General features: G+C 73.6%; 13 protein-coding genes and 1 pseudogene. 11 read left to right on the top strand and 3 right to left on the bottom strand.

The features are described from left to right. Positions 1 to 17: 17 nt before the first annotated feature. From KIS93_RS17300 to KIS93_RS17275, 7 genes are all read left to right on the top strand, one after another. Positions 18 to 1859 carry an MBL fold metallo-hydrolase gene (locus KIS93_RS17300; protein WP_080036622.1) on the top strand — a complete coding sequence of 614 codons (1842 nt, stop codon included), beginning with the start codon at positions 18 to 20 and terminating at the stop codon, positions 1857 to 1859. Next, positions 1856 to 2725 (top strand): LacI family DNA-binding transcriptional regulator, encoded by an 870-nt coding sequence (locus KIS93_RS17295; protein ID WP_222107504.1) that lies wholly within the window; start codon positions 1856 to 1858, stop codon positions 2723 to 2725. Before KIS93_RS17300 ends, KIS93_RS17295 begins: the two co-directional genes overlap by 4 nt. Continuing rightward, positions 2629 to 2898 (top strand): substrate-binding domain-containing protein, encoded by a 270-nt coding sequence (locus KIS93_RS69525; protein WP_478212898.1) that lies wholly within the window; start codon positions 2629 to 2631, stop codon positions 2896 to 2898. Before KIS93_RS17295 ends, KIS93_RS69525 begins: the two co-directional genes overlap by 97 nt. Before the next feature lie 108 nt (positions 2899 to 3006). Further along, complete coding sequence (locus tag KIS93_RS17290) at positions 3007 to 3972, top strand: ROK family protein (RefSeq protein ID WP_080036624.1); 966 nt, start codon at positions 3007 to 3009, stop codon at positions 3970 to 3972. A gap of 85 nt (positions 3973 to 4057) precedes the next feature. Beyond that, entirely contained in the window at positions 4058 to 4651 is a 594-nt protein-coding gene (locus tag KIS93_RS17285) for a D-sedoheptulose-7-phosphate isomerase (RefSeq protein ID WP_206066621.1), read from the top strand. Further along, on the top strand, positions 4636 to 7215 hold the full coding sequence (locus KIS93_RS17280; RefSeq protein ID WP_080036626.1) for an alpha-mannosidase: 2580 nt from the start codon (positions 4636 to 4638) through the stop codon (positions 7213 to 7215). The genes KIS93_RS17285 and KIS93_RS17280 overlap by 16 nt, the downstream gene beginning before the upstream one ends. Further along, a complete protein-coding gene (locus tag KIS93_RS17275; RefSeq protein ID WP_155126432.1) occupies positions 7212 to 9158 on the top strand; it encodes a hypothetical protein in 1947 nt (648 codons plus the stop codon). The genes KIS93_RS17280 and KIS93_RS17275 overlap by 4 nt, the downstream gene beginning before the upstream one ends. Here KIS93_RS17275 and KIS93_RS17270 read toward each other — a convergent pair. Continuing rightward, positions 9127 to 9741, bottom strand: a complete 615-nt coding sequence (locus KIS93_RS17270) for a TetR/AcrR family transcriptional regulator (protein ID WP_080036627.1) — start codon at positions 9739 to 9741, stop codon at positions 9127 to 9129. The two genes, KIS93_RS17275 and KIS93_RS17270, sit on opposite strands and share 32 nt — an antisense overlap. Before the next feature lie 22 nt (positions 9742 to 9763). On the opposite strand from KIS93_RS17270, the gene KIS93_RS17265 reads away from it, so the two are divergent. Next, positions 9764 to 10681, top strand: a complete 918-nt coding sequence (locus KIS93_RS17265) for an NAD-dependent epimerase/dehydratase family protein (protein ID WP_080036628.1) — start codon at positions 9764 to 9766, stop codon at positions 10679 to 10681. Positions 10682 to 10699: 18 nt separating this feature from the next. Here the strand turns inward: KIS93_RS17265 and KIS93_RS17260 are convergent, their stop codons facing one another. Next, positions 10700 to 11983, bottom strand: a complete 1284-nt coding sequence (locus KIS93_RS17260; protein ID WP_080036629.1) for an erythromycin esterase family protein — start codon at positions 11981 to 11983, stop codon at positions 10700 to 10702. 93 nt (positions 11984 to 12076) lie between these two features. Between KIS93_RS17260 and KIS93_RS17255 the strand changes: the two genes are divergently transcribed. Both KIS93_RS17255 and KIS93_RS17250 read left to right on the top strand, forming a co-directional pair. Then, positions 12077 to 12817 carry a TioE family transcriptional regulator gene (locus tag KIS93_RS17255; RefSeq protein WP_080036630.1) on the top strand — a complete coding sequence of 247 codons (741 nt, stop codon included), beginning with the start codon at positions 12077 to 12079 and terminating at the stop codon, positions 12815 to 12817. A 46-nt stretch (positions 12818 to 12863) separates the two neighbouring features. Then, positions 12864 to 13394 carry a DUF4240 domain-containing protein gene (locus KIS93_RS17250; protein WP_080036631.1) on the top strand — a complete coding sequence of 177 codons (531 nt, stop codon included), beginning with the start codon at positions 12864 to 12866 and terminating at the stop codon, positions 13392 to 13394. Positions 13395 to 13398: 4 nt separating this feature from the next. Here the strand turns inward: KIS93_RS17250 and KIS93_RS17245 are convergent, their stop codons facing one another. Continuing rightward, a complete protein-coding gene (locus KIS93_RS17245) occupies positions 13399 to 13929 on the bottom strand; it encodes a 2'-5' RNA ligase family protein (RefSeq protein WP_222107502.1) in 531 nt (176 codons plus the stop codon). A 190-nt stretch (positions 13930 to 14119) separates the two neighbouring features. Between KIS93_RS17245 and KIS93_RS68370 the strand changes: the two are divergent. Then, positions 14120 to 14533, top strand: a pseudogene (locus KIS93_RS68370) (DUF6882 domain-containing protein); the annotation flags it as partial. Positions 14534 to 14813: the final 280 nt, after the last annotated feature.

Genomic DNA, 14813 nt, shown 5'->3' with positions numbered 1-14813 from the left:
GATCCTGCCCCGTGGGTATGGAAGTCACCGAAGTTCTCCCCGGGGTGCTCCGCGTCGCAGACACCTGTCACGTCTACGTCATCAAGGCTCCCGCCGCGCCCGGCGGGGAGCGCACGGGCATCGCCGTCGACTTCGGCTCGGGGCGGGTGCTCGACCTGCTCGACCAGCTCGGGCTCGACTGCATCACCGACGTCCTCGTCACCCACCACCACCGTGACCAGGTGCAGGGGCTGCACCGGGCGGTCGAGGCGGGCGTGGCGATCCACGTGCCGCCGGTCGAGCGCGACCTGTTCGAGAAGGTCGGCGAGATGTGGGCGGGCCGCCAGCTCCTCAACGACTACGACCTCCGCGACGACCGCTTCTCCCTGCTGGAGCCGGTGGCGATCACGGGCGTGGTGCCCGAGTATCGGACGGCCCGATACGGCGGGGTGGACGTGCGCGTCCTGCCCACGCCGGGCCACACGCCGGGCTCCGTCACGTACGTCGTCGGCGGCGCCGCCTTCACCGGCGACCTGATCTACGCCCCCGGCAAGGTGTGGTCCCTGGCCGCCACCCAGTGGTCCTACACCGAGAACGAGGGCCCCGCCATGGTCGTCCTCAGCGCCGAGTTGCTCCAGCGGGAGCAGCTCGACGTGCTGCTGCCCTCGCACGGCGAGCCGATGAGCGACCCCCAAGACGCGCTGTCGCGCCTGTCGGCCGCCATGCAGCGGTACGTCGACTTCCGCCGCCCCCACCCGTGGGACGTGCGCGGCCTGCTCGACAACCCGTTCGTGCAGGTCACCCCGCACCTGCTGATGAACAGGAGCAGCCAGTCCTACAGCTACGTGCTGCTGTCGGAGTCGGGCGCGGCCATGGTGTTCGACTTCGGCTACGACATGTCCACCGGTCTGGTGAAGAGCACCGCCCGCGAGGCGCGCCGCCCCTGGCTGGCCTCCCTGCCCGCGCTGCGCGCCCACTACGGCGTCACCACCGTCGAGGTCGCCCTGCCCACCCACTACCACGACGACCACGTGGCCGGCATGCCGCTGCTGCGCGACGTCGAGGGCACGCAGATCTGGGCACCTTCCCACATCGCGCCCATCCTGGCCGCGCCGCTCCACCACGACCTGCCCTGCCAGTGGTTCGACCCCATCCCCGCCGACCGGGTGCTCGGGCTGGGGGAGACGGTGCGCTGGCGGGAGTACGCCATCACGGTGCACGACCTGCCCGGGCACACGCTGTTCGCGGCGGCGTACGAGTTCGAGGTGGACGGGCACCGCGTGCTGGTGACCGGCGACCAGCAGGACGGCATGGGCATCCCCGGCGAGCGCCAGGAGATACTGAACTTCCAGTACAAGAACCGCTTCCAGATCGAGGACTACCGCAAGAGCGCCGCCCTCTACCGGCGCCTGCGCCCCGATCTCCTGGTCAGCGGCCACTGGCGGCCCCGCTGGGTGGACGACGACTACCTGCGCATGGTCACCGAACGCGGTGAGGAGCTCGTCGCGCTGCACCACGACCTGCTGCCGCTCGACCGGCTCGGGCTCGGGGCGGACGGCGTGCTGTGCCGGCTGACGCCGTACTATACGAGCGTCCCCGCGGGCGGCGAGGTCGTGCTGACGGCCACCGTGCGCAACCCGTGGCCGGACAAAGTCGTGGCCACCGTCGAGCCGGTGGTGCCGCCAGGCTGGAGACGCGAGCGGGGCTCTGTCACGCTTAGGCTGCCCGGAGGGGGTATGGAGCAGGTGCATCTCCGTCTCGGCGCCGATGCCGTCCCGCGACGCCGCGTTCGCCTCGCAGTCGACTTGACCATCGGCGATCTGCGTCTCGGGCAGCACGCCGAGGCTCTGGTCGACGTGGTCGCGGAAGGGAATCGATGACCGTAGAACGGCGCAGCGCCCCCCTCGGCCGTTCCCGCCGCCCCACGATCAAGGATGTCGCGGAGGCCGCGGGCGTCTCGCGCTCGACCGTCTCCCGGGCGCTGACGGGGCGCGGCTACGCCGCCAGCGACGTGCGCGAGCGCGTCCTGCGGGCCGCCGCCGAGCTGGGCTACGTGCCCGACGTCATGGCCCGCACGCTGAAGCAGCAGGTCAGCCGGTCGGTCGGGGTGCTGGTGAGCGATCTGCGCAACCCGTTCTACGCGGAGCTGGCCGCCGGCGCCAGCAGGGAGGCGCGCGAGCGCGGCTACACGATGGTGCTGGCCGACACGAGCCTGTCGGCCGAGGCGGAGGGCGAGGCCGCCGAGGCGCTGGTCGCGCTGCGGGTGGCCGGGGTGGTGGTGACGCCCAATTCCTCGGCCGTGTCCACCTACCTGTCCTCCCACGGCATCCCCGTGGTCGAGGTCGACCGGCAGTTCGCGGCAGGCTCCACCGACGGCGTCGTGGTGGGCAACCGCGTCGGCGCCCGCACCGCCACCGCCCACCTCGTCGGGCTGGGCCACCGCCGCATCGCGCTGTTCATCGACGAGACCGACTGGACCACCGGCTACGAGCGCTACCAGGGCTACCTGGAGGCGCTGAGCGCCGGGGGCATCAAGGTCGACCCCGAGCTGGTCGTCTCCTCGGGCTGGGACGTCACCGGCGCGCACCGCCGCGCGCTCGACATGCTGCGCGGCCCGACCGGCCCACGGCCGTCTTCGCCGCCAACAACGTGCTCGCCGAGGGCGTCTGGCGGGCCATCGGCGAGCTGGGCCTGCGCGTGCCCGGCGACATCAGCCTCGTCGCCTTCGACGACGCGCCGTGGATGAGCATGGTCTCGCCGCAGGTCAGCGCGGTCTCGCAAGACACCTTCAACCTGGGCGCGACCGCCGTGCGCCGGCTCGACGAGCGCATCGAGCGGCCCGAGTCCGACTCCGTCACGACGGTGCTGAACGTGCGGCTCGTCGAGCGCGAGTCCACCGCGCCGCCTCCCGCGCTCTGACATTTTCCGCGCCCTTTGCGTTGACCCACGGGGAAAGGTCGTCCTAGGATCCCGTGTGGGAACGATGTCACAGCCTGAATTGCGGCAGTCGTTCCCGACGGAGGCCCAATGGAGCACGATCTTCCCGCTGTCCTGTCCCTCGACATCGGCGGCACCAAAATCGCCGCCGGCGTGGTCACCGGCGACGGCCTGATCCACGGCTGGCAGGCCGCCCCCACCCGCAGGGAGGAGGGGCCGCAACCCGTCCTGACCAGGCTGTTCGACCTGGGCAGGAAGGCGATCGCGGAGGCCGGCGTGCCCGAGGTGGCCGCCGTCGGCATCTCCTGCGGCGGCCCGCTCGACACCGCCACCGGCGTCCTGCAGTGCCCGCCGCACCTGCCGGGCTGGATCGACGTCCCGGTCGTCGCGCTGGCCACGGAGGCGTTCGGCGTCCCCGCCACCCTTGAGAACGATGCCACGGCCGCCGCGCTGGGCGAATTCCGGTACGGCGCCGGGCGCGGCACCAGCACGATGCTCTACCTCACCATCTCCACCGGCGTCGGCGGCGGCTCCGTCATCGGCGGCCGGCTGCACCGCGGCGCGGCCGGCAACGGCGGCGAGCTGGGGCACGTCATGGTGCGCCCGGGCGGCCGGCCGTGCTCGTGCGGGCGTCGGGGCTGCCTGGAGGCGTACGCGTCCGGCACCTCCATCGCCGAGCGCGCCCGCGAGGCCCTGGCCGCCGGCCGCCCCTCGTCGCTGTCGGCCCTCACGCTGCCCACGGCCGCGGACGTCTCCCGCGCCGCCGAGGAGGGCGACCCCCTGGCGGTCGAGGTGTGGAACGAGACCACATGGGCACTGGGCACCGCGCTCACCGACCTGGTGAACGCGTTCGAGCCGGAGCTCGTCGTCCTCGGCGGCGGCGTCACCCGGTCCGGCGCCCGGCTCCTCGACCCCGTCGCCGCCGCCGTGGCCAGGGACGCCATGCCGCCCGCCGCCCGCGCCGCCCGCTTCGAGCTGGCCAGGCTCGGCGACGGCGTCTGCGTGGTCGGCGCCGGCGCCGTCGCCCACGACCTCATCACCGGAGCCACGACCTGATCCCCGGCCACAACCGATCCCGGCCACGCCCTGATCCCCGGCCGGCCGGATGCCGGCCCCCCTGACCTCGCCTCAGGAAAGACCCATGCCTGATCTTCCCCCGATGCCCCCGCTCACCGACGTCCTCGCCGAGCACGTGGCGGGCCACCTGGCCGCCGCGCGCGGCATGCCGGCGCTCCTGCCCGCCGTCGAGAGCGTCGCGGACCTGCTCATCGACACCTTCACCCGCGGCGGCACCCTCTACACGATGGGCAACGGCGGCAGCGCCGCCGACGCCCAGCACCTCACCGGCGAGCTGATCGGCCACTACAAGCGCGACCGCCGCCCGCTGCCCACGGTCACGCTGACGACCGATGCGACCGTTATGACGTGCATCGCCAACGACTACGCCTATGATGACGTCTTCGCCCGGCAGGTGCGCGCGCTGGCCCGCCCGGGCGACGTCGTGGCTGCGTTCACCACCAGCGGCAACTCGGCCAACGTGGTCAGCGCGCTCGAAGCCGCACGGACCAACGGCGCGGTGACGGTACTGTTCGGCGGTGGCGACGGCGGCGCGGCCGCCGAGCACGCCGATCACCTCCTCCTCGCCCCCAGCTCAGAGACCCCGCGCATCCAGGAGATCCACACACTGATGCTGCACATGATCAGCGAGAAGGTCGACGCATGGGCGGCCGCATGACCCGGCGCGTGGCCCCGATGTCGAACGCCCCCTCGGGCGGCCGGCCGCGCGATCTCCCGACGGCGCCCCGTCCGGTGGCCTCGCCCGCCCGCACCCTGCACATGATCGGCAACGCGCACCTCGACCCGGTGTGGTTGTGGCCGTGGCAGGAGGGCTACCAGGAGGCGCGGGCCACGTTCTGGTCGGCGATCCACCGCATGGACGAGTACCCCGACTTCGTCTTCACCTGCGACCAGGTCGTGCTGCTGTCGTGGGTCGAGGAGTCCGACCCCGAGCTGTTCGCCAGGATCCAGGAGAGGGTGGCCGAGGGCCGCTGGGTCATGACGGGCGGCTGGTGGGTGGAGCCCGACTGCAACATGCCGTCGGGCGAGTCGTTCGTCCGCCAGGGCCTGTACGGTCAGCGGTACCTGAAGGAGAAGTTCGACGTCACGGCCTCGGTCGGCATGAACGTCGACCCGTTCGGCCACAACGCCATGCTCCCCGCCATCCTGCGAGGCCAGGGCATGGACTCGTACTGCTTCCTGCGGCCCGGCCCGCACGAGAGCGAGCTGCCCGGCACGATGTTCTGGTGGGAGGCGCCCGACGGCAGCCGGGTGCTGGCCTACCGGATCCCGTTCGAGTACTGCAGCCCGCCCGGCGAGGTGGCCGGGCAGACGGAGAAGGCGCTCGGCCAGCTCGACCGCTCGCTCGGCGACCTGATGATCTTCTACGGGGTGGGCAACCACGGCGGCGGCCCCACGAAGGCGAACATCGACTCCATCCACCGCTACGACCGGATGGGCACGTTCGGGGAGCTGACGATGTCGTCCCCGCGCCGCTACTTCGACGAGATGACCAAGCGGCTCGGCGAGCAGGGCCTGGCGGAGCTGCCCGTGTGGCGCGACGACCTGCAGCACCACGCGGCCGGCTGCTACTCCGCGCACTCCGGCATCAAGGCGTGGCAGCGCCGCGCGCAGGCGGCGGTGCTGTCGGCCGAGCGGTGGGCCGCCGTCGCCGGCCACGACGCCCGCGCCGACCTGGAGCGGGCGTGGAAGCAGGTGCTGTTCAACCAGTTCCACGACGTGCTGCCGGGCTCGGCCATCGAGCCCGCCTACGACGACGCCCGCGACCAGCTCGGCGAGGCCGTCGCGATCTCCAAGCGGATCATCACCAGGGCGCACAACGTGATCGCCCGCGAGATCTCCGTGCCGCAGGAGAGCGGCACCCAGCCGGTCGTCGTGTTCAACCCGCACCCGTGGCCGGTCACGACCCGCGTCGAGATGCAGTACGGCCTGGCCCCCAACGGCGTGCACGTCGTGGACGCGGACGGCGCCGACGTGCCGTGCCAGCGCACCCAGTCGGTCGCCACCACCGACGACAAGGGGCGCGGCGCCACCGTCTTCCAGGCGGAGCTGCCCGCGCTCGGCTACCGCCTCTACCGCCTGCGCCAGGGCCCAGGGCAGCATCCGGGCGGCACGCTGCTCGCCTCGGAGCACCACCTGGAGAACGACGTGCTCCGCCTGGAGCTCGACCCGGTCACCGGCTGGCTGTCCAGCCTGGTCGACAAGCGCACCGGCGCCGACCTGCTGGCCGGCGCCGCCGGCCCGCACACCCAGGTCTGCGAGGACCCCACCGACACGTGGGGCCACCGGGTCGTCTCCTACGACTGGCCCGGCGAGGAGATGGTCACCACCGACATCGTGCTGCGCGAGCACGGCCCGCTGCGGGCCCGCCTGCGCGTCGAGCGCGAGTGGGGCCGCTCCACGATGGCCGAGGAGTTCATCCTGGGCGCGGGCGGCGACGACGCCGTCGAGGTGCGGGTCACGCTCGACTGGCGGGAGCAGGCGCACCTGATGAAGCTGCGCTTCCCCGTCGGGCTGCAGAGCCCCGTCGCCACGTACGAGATCCCGTTCGCCCACCTGACCAGGCCCATCGACGGCGCGGAGGAGCCCGCCCAGTCGTGGGTGGACCTGTCCGGCTCCGTGGACGGCGCCCGCGCCGGCCTGGCCGTGGTGAACAACGCCAAGCACGGCTACGACGTCTCCCCGCCGAGCCCGGGCCGCAGCCACAGCATCGGCATCACCGCCGTCCGCAGCCCCGTCTACTCCTGGCACGACCCCCGCCTGCTGGACCCCGACGGCTACTACTCCTTCCAGGACCAGGGGACGCATAGCTTCTCGTACCTGCTGGTGCCGCACGCCGGCGACTGGCGGGCCGCCGGGCTCACCCGGCGCGCCGCGCTGCTCGGCTCGCCGGTGCGGGCGATGCTGGAGAGCTTCCACGACGGCCCGCTGCCCAGCGCGCGCGGCTACCTCGACGACGGCGGCGACCAGGTCATGGTCACGGCGGTGAAGCTGCACGAGGACGCCCCGCGCGACCTCGTCGTCCGCGCCGTCGAGACCACCGGGCGGCCCGCCGTCGCCTCGCTGCACATCCCGATGGCCGGGATCAGGCTCGTCGCCGACTTCGGGCCGAGCGAGATCCGCACGTTCCGGATCCCGCTCGACGACCCGCTGTCCGCGGTGGAGACGGACCTGGTCGAGCTGGGGGTCCGCCGGGGCGCGTTCACCGTGGAGCCGTGGTGAGCGGCGGTCAGGCCGTCAGGGTCGCCGACCCCGACGGCGGTGAGGTGCTGGTCGAGCTGCTCGATGCCGCCGGGCCGTTCCGCGTGGAGTGGGAGTGGGGCGAGCGGCGCCCCACCGGCCGCCGCGAGCTGACCCTCGGCCTCCGGTACGACGGCGCCGAGCCCGCCGCCGCGACCGTCCGCGTGAGCAGGTCCGTGGCCGCCGCCGACCCGTGGTGGCTCATCCCCGGCCTCTTCTACGGCGAGAACCGCCCCGCCGCCTGCCAGCGGATCTTCCCCCGCTTCGAGGCCGGCGCCGACCGCCCCGAGGAGATGGTCTCGGCCCGCTGGGGCTTCCGCGCCGACCGGGCCGCCACCCCCGCCGTGCTGGTGTGGGGCGACACCGGCGGCACCGCGCTGATCGCGGACGAGGAGTCGCCGCTCGGCCCGACCGGGCTGGCCATCGAGCACGAGGCGGGGCGGGCCACGGTCGCGCTGCTGTTCCCGTACCGGGAGTACCCGGTGACGTACTACGGCTCGGCCCTGGCGCTGGCCGCCCGCGCCGCCACCCACGTGTGGCGGCCCGGCGAGTCGCACGTCCTGACGGTCGCGACCAGCGCGCTGGCCCCCGACCGGCACGCGTACGCGCCGCTCCTGCGCGAGGACCGCGACCTGCGCCTGCCCGCCGCCCCGATCGAGCCGTGGCAGGACGTGGCCGAGGCCGCCGACATCGCCGCCGAGGGCCTGTACCGCTGGCACTACGACCCCGACCCCGGCGTGCTGCTGGAGACGGTCGGGTTCGACAGGGAGGTGAGCGGCACCAACGGCGAGCGCGTGGACCGGCAGGCCATGCACGTCGGCTGGGTCAGCGGGATCCCGTGGGCGGCGGCGCTCCTGGAGCACGGGCTGCGGAGGGGACGGCCCGAGCACGTCGCCGCCGCCGAACGGGTCATCGACCTCATCTGCGCCAACCTGTCGCCGTCCGGGACGTTCTGGGGCGTCTGGTACCGGCAGTCGGGCTGGTCGCAGAGCTGGAGCCACGTCAAGGACGCCCTGCACGCGCGCACACTCGGGGAGGCCACCCTCTTCCTGCTGCGCGCGCTGCGCCTGCGCCCCAACCCCGCCTGGGAGGCCGCCGCCCGCTCCAACCTGCGGGTGATCGCCGCCCGCCAGCGCCCCGACGGCAACCTCGGCACGCTGCACCACGCCGCCACCGGCGAGGTCCTGTCCTGGTCCGGCGCCTCCGGCCTGACCTGGATCGCGGCACTCGCCGAGTCCGGCGACCCCGGCCACCTGCGGGCGGCCGAGCGGGCCGGGGAGTACTACGCCTCCTTCGTCGAGGACGAGTTCGTCTACGGCGCCCCCGAGGACGTCGACCTCGCCCCCACCTCCGAGGACGGGTACGCGGCCGTGCTGGCGTACATGGCGCTGTTCCGCCGCACCGGCGCCGCCCGCTGGCTCGACCTGGCCCGCCGCGCCGCCGACTGGACGCTCACCTTCCGCTACACCTACAACGTGCGCTTCGGCCCGCGCACCCCGCTCGGCCGCTACGGCTTCGCCACCCGCGGCGCCGACCAGGCCTCGCCGTCCAACCAGCACCTGCACGCGTACGGGCTGGTGTGCACGACCGAGCTGGCCGAGCTGTCGGAGGCGCTGGGGGATCCGTACTACGCGGAGCGGGCGTACGAGACGCTGGAGTGCTTCCGCCAGCTCCTGCCCGCCGCCGACGGCGACCTCAACGCCTACCGGGGCATGATCACCGAGCGGTACTACCAGACGGACTGCTTCCAGCCGAAGGGCATGTACCTGACGCTGTCGCACGCCTGGAGCGCGGGGGTGCTGCTGCTCGCCTGCGAGCAGGTGCTCGCCCTCGCCCCGGCCGGGCTGGACCAGGCTCTGCTGGGCGAGGCAGGCACGGGCGGAGCGGGCGAGGTCAGGACGGGTGAGGCCGCACCCGTAGGGTGACGGCCGCGTGCTCCGCCCAGGCCGCCAGGAACCGCTCGGGGCCGAGGTCGCCGGGCGTGTGGCCGATCATGAGGCGGAGCAGCGGGTAGTACGTGAGGGAGGCCAGCAGCACGGCCGCGGTGGCCTCCGGATCGGCGCACTCGACGTTGCCCCGCTCCCGCTGCTCCTCGATCCAACGGGCGCCCTGGGCGTACACGCCGGCCATCACCCCCTGCCACATGCCCTCGAACAGCTCGCCGAACCCGTCGAACTCCCGCAGCATGATCCGGATCAGCTCCCGGTCCTGCTCGATCACCTCCCACACGGCCCGCGCCATCCGCTCCAGATCGGCCCGCGGGTCGCCGGTCGCGACGGCCGTCTCGCCGCCCCGCTCCGCGATCCGCTCCAGGTTGCGCCGCACCGCCGCCTCCAGCAGCGCCCGCTTGGACGGGAAGTGCTTGTAGAGCGCGCCCGAGCCGGTCGTCAGCCCGCACGCGGCCTGGATGTCGGCGACCGAGGTGGCCGCGTAGCCGCGCGTGCAGAACAACCTGACCGCCTCGTCGATGAGGCGCTGCCGGGTGACCCCCGGCGTGGATCTCGCCATGGTAAGAGAGTACTCTCTCACTATGCGAGTCTTCATCGCGGGCGGCACCGGCGCGCTCGGCCGCCACGCCGTCCCGGCGCTGGTCGCGGCCGGCCACGAGGTCACCGCGCTGGCCCGCACCCCCGACAAGGCCGCCGCCCTCGAACGGCAGGGCGCCCGGCCCGTCCGGGTGTCGCTGTTCGACCGGGCGGGCCTGGCGTCCGCCTTCGAGGGGCACGACGCCGTGATCAACCTGGCCACCGCCATCCCCTCCATGAGCCGCTTCATGAGCACCAAGGCCCTGCGCGCCAACCACCGCGTACGCGCGGAGGGCTCCGCCGCCGTCGCCTCCGCCGCCCTCGACGCCGGGGTCGCCCGCCTCGTGCAGGAGTCGGTCAGCATGCTCTACCGCGACGGCGGCGACCGCTGGCTCGACGAGCACGCTCCCGTCGACCACTACCCCCTCACCAGGGGAAACTTCGCCGCCGAAGCCAGCGCCCGCCGCTTCGCCGACACCGGCGGGGGAGCGGCCGTCGTGCTGCGCCTCGGCTGGTTCTACGGGCCGGGCGCCGCGCACAGCGAGCAACTGTTCGCCCAGGCCCGCCACCACGTCGCCGTCGTCCTCGGCCGTCCCGGCGGCTACGTCTCCTCCATCCACCTCGCCGACGCCGCCACCGCCGTGGTGGCCGCGCTCGCGGTGCCCGGCGGCACGTACAACGTCGTGGACGACGAGCCGCTGACCAAGCGGGCGTACGCGGACGCCCTCGCCCGCGCCGCCGGTGCCGTCCCGTGGGTGCGCGGGCCCGGCCGGCTGGCCTACGCTTTCGGCGACCGGCTCACCTCCCTCACCCGCTCGCTCCGCGTCCGCAACGCCCGCTTCCGCACGGCCACCGGCTGGGCGCCCCGCTACCCGAGCGCCCGCGAGGGCTGGCTCGCCACTGCCCGCACCCTCCTGTCCTGAAACGGCGCGCGCCTTGGCTCACGGGGCTTCCGGTCCCGGTGCGCGCACGTTCTTGAGGAAGATGAGCCCGTCGGTCTTGTCCAGCTCGCCGGGGTCGAGGGGGAAGTAGCCGTGGTTGGCCGCGGTGTCCGTTCGCTGGATCAGTTCCGCCTCACGCACCGCCGTCGTCAGTCGGCGTGAGTCGAGCACGTAGCGCTCGCCCAGCAGCGTGGCCAGCATGCCCTCGATCGTCCTCGGGTCCGGGAGGTCGAGGCCCTGGTGGGGGACGGTGCCGAGGGCCGAGGCCAGGAAGGCGTACCCGGTGCCGAGGCGGGCGCTGGTGATGGCGCCCGCGCTCCACCACTCCAGCGTCAGGTCGCCGAGCTGCCACCGGCTCGCCTCCCGTTGCAGGTGGCGGTTGTGGGCGAAGACGAGCGCGGGGCCGTGCGGGGCGATGGCCTCCAGGTTGTCGGCCATCATGGCGTCGCGCAGGCCCAGCATGCGGACGACGCGTTCCGGCGCCGGGTCGGCCATGATCGTGTGGTAGCGCAGCAGGCCCGTGGCGGTGCGGGCGTACAAATGTGCGCGTTCCCACTCCTCCCGGGACGTCGCGGGGATGAGGCGGGGTGCGTGCACGGTCAGCAGCGGCACGAGGTCGTCCGCGAGCAGGCGCAGCTCGGCGACGTCGGGGGAGTGGCCCACCGACTGGGACGGGTCCAGCGCGGCGGCCTCGTTCGTCCACCGCTCGTCGGGGCCCAGCAGGGCCAGCAGCCTGTCGCGGGTGCAGGGGACGGCGACGCCGGCCGCCGTCAGGTAGGCGTGCAGCGCGACGAGGGTGTGGCGGGGGCCGGCGGCGCTCATCATCTCCAGGGGCGCGTCGAAGCCGAAGAAGCGCAGGCGGTCGCCGTCGGGGTGGCTCTCGTTCCAGGCGCGCATCCAGCGGATGAGCTCCCGTGTCGCCTCCCGGTCCCAGAAGCCGTGGCTGAAGCCCGTACGCATGACATCGTCCAGCGAGCCCGCGCCGGTGCGGACGTACTCATCGACGACCAGGCCGGCCACGCAGTCACTCTCGATCGCGAACGCGCGGTAGCCCTCGTGCTCGACCAGCTCGCGGAAGATCTCGTTGCGCAGCTCGTGCACCGGGCGCTCGTCGTGCAGCGCCTCGCCCAGCCCGAGCAGGCGCGGGCGGGCGGGCAGCGAGCGGAGCAGCCGGGTGACGGCGCCGGCGCCCTCGGCGTCGAGGTCGGCGGCGGCCTCGCGAATGGAGGCGGCCTCGCGGATGGCGGCAGCCCCTTCCGTTCTCTTCGGTGGCGATGTCGTCATGCCTTCTACGGTATCGTTGAAGGTTCCGTTGAGACTTTGACATCGGTTCCGGCGCTCGGATGCTGCGGGACCCTCAACCTGGTGAGGTACGTCATGCCCCGTGGGCGGCTGCGGCCGGTGGACCTGGCGCGCGAGCACGGCCTGTCCACCCAGGCCGTCCGCAACTACGAGGAGGCAGGCATCCTGCCCGCCGCCGCGCGCACCGAGCACGGCTACCGCACCTACACGGCCCGGCACGCGCAGGCGTTGCGGGCGTTCCTCGCCCTGGTGCCGGCGCACGGGCACGCCACGGCCACCTCGATCATGCGCGCGGCGAACGAGGGCGCCACGGAGGAGGCGCTGCGGCTCATCGACGAGAGCCACGCCCAGCTCCTCGAAGACCGGCGCACGCTGGAGGCGGTGGAGCAGGCGCTGCGCTCCCTGGTGCCGCCGCCCGCGCCCTCGGCGGAGCCGTCGCGCGCCCCTTCACCCGCGCCCAAGGCGGAGCCCGGTGTCACCTTCATCGGGCCGCTGGCCAGGAAGCTGGGCATCCGTCCCGCGACGCTGCGCAAGTGGGAGCAGGCCGGGCTGGTCGAGCCGCGCCGCGACCCCGCGACCGGCTACCGCGTCTACAGCGCCGCCGACGTGCGCGACGCCCAGCTCGCTCACCAGCTCCGCCGGGGCGGCTACCTGCTGGAGCAGATCGCGCCACTGATCCGGCAGGTACGGGCGGCGGGCGGCCTGGCGCCGCTGGAGAGCGCGCTGCGCGACTGGCAGGAGCGGCTGTCGGCCCGGGGCCGGGCGATGCTGCGGGGGGCGGCGGCGCTGCACACGTACCTGGACGAGCAGGAGTAGGCGCACCCGCGGTTCTTGTCGGCCCCGGCTGGCATGCTTGCCTGCCATGGACACCACGCGTTACTGGCAGCTCGTCGAAGACGCCCGCGCCGGCGCCAAGGACGAGTGGGAGGTGGCCGCCCGCCTCTCCGAGCGGCTGTCGGCCCTCCCGCCCGCCGAGATCATCGCCGCCCAGCAGGCTTTCTGGGATCTCATGACGGCCTCCTACCGGGCCCCGCTCTGGGGAGCCGCCTACATGATCAACGGCGGCTGTTCCGACGACGGTTTCGAGTACTTCCGCGGCTGGCTGGTCACGCAGGGCCGCGAGGTGTTCGAGCAGGTCGTGGCCGACCCCGACAGTCTCGCCGGCCTGCCGGTGATCCAGGAGGCGGCGGCCGACTGGACGGAGAAGCACTGCGAGGCGATGCTGGGCGCCGCCTACAACGCCTACCGGGCGGCGACCGGCGAGGAGCTGCCCCACGGCTCCTACACGATCCGCTACCCCGCCCTCGACCCCGGCTGGGGCTTCGACTTCGAGGAGCAGCGTGATGAGCTGAGCCGCCGCCTGCCCCGCCTGGCCGCCCTCTACGGCCGCTGAGCCGTCACGCGAGGGGGAAGACCTCGGTCGGCCGCCAGTGGCCGCCGGCGTCCCGCACCAGCAGCGACACGGCCGTGACCCGCGCCGTCACCGGCAGCTCCCCGGCCACCCACGCCTCGTCCACCGCGCCGTCCTCACCCAGGGTCAGGTGCGGCACGATCTCGTCGTACCGCCCGCCGTACGGAGGCGTCCCCGGCCACCGCCCGGTCACCGCCTCGGTCAGCCGCACGAACGGCTTGGCGGGCTCCGGCGCGAGGAACACCACCCCGGGTTCCCCGGTGAAGCGCCGGATCTCGCGGAAGGTCACGTCGACGGCTGGATACCGCATGAACAGCGCCCGCAGCTCCCGGCGCACCACGTCGTCGATGCGGGGCGCGGGCAGGAACGGCGTCAGCACGGTCACATGAGCGGGCAGGCCGATCTCCCGCTGCCGCCACGGGCGGACGAGCGGCTCGGCCTCCGGCACGCCCAGCACGAGCGCCGTCTCACCCTCCCTGGAGGCCGCCTTCCGGGACGCCGCCTTCCCACCGGACACGGCGTTCCTACCGGACGCGGCCTTCCCATCGGACGCCGCCTTCCCGCCGGACGCAGTCTTCCCACCGGAGGCAGTCTTCCCGCCGGACGCGGCCTTCCCGGACGGTGCCGCGCTTGAAGCACTCATCCCTTCACTGTCCTCCCGCGCCCGCACCCCGTCGATCCCGGCGAAAGCCTCTAGTCTGCAGGGCGTGCACAATTCGCTCACCTTCACCGACCTGCTCGACGACGCCGCCCTGCTCTCGCTGGAGCACCAGGTGCACCTCGAAGAGGTCCTCGGCGGCCACAGCTGGCAGGTGGACCTCCAGCAGCCGCGCTTCGACTTCGCCTGCGTCACCCGTACGATCACCTGCACCGCCTTCCACCTGCTCGGCAGCGCCGCCCCCGGCCCGGGCACGTGGCTGTGGGCGTGGGCGAACCCGTCGGGTTTCCCTGAGGCGGTGGTGGCCGCGTCCGCCCGGCTGCGCGACTTCGGCCTCCAGTACGGCATCCAGGAGCTGGCGTCGGCGGAGGTCCCGTTCAGCGCCCTGCCCGGCGCGCCGACGGAGGCGCATCTGGCGGCGGGGCTCCTGACGGAGGCGGCCAAGGCGGTGACGGGCCGGTGGACCTCCTACAACGGCGACGCGGGTGGCGGCACGCGCGCGGCGTTCCTGGTGGAGCACCCGGACTTCCGGCTGCCGCCGCCCGAGCCGGCCCGCGTCATGCGCGTCATCCAGCAGGCGCTCGCCGGCCTGCGGCTCACCGATCACCGGCGCGCCCTGCACAGCTACGCGGTCAAGCGGGCCTCGGCGCCGACTTCTCCGGCGAGCAGGGCAGGATCACGGGGCCGGGTTTCGAGGCGGTCGTGGAGTTCGACGGGTACGGCCGGGTGGCCGGCATCAAGGC

Source organism: [Actinomadura] parvosata subsp. kistnae (assembly GCF_900323885.1).
GTDB lineage: Bacteria > Actinomycetota > Actinomycetes > Streptosporangiales > Streptosporangiaceae > Nonomuraea > Nonomuraea composti.
Note: the sequence above shows the minus strand (reverse complement) of the source record. Positions and strands in the feature narration are given on the sequence as shown.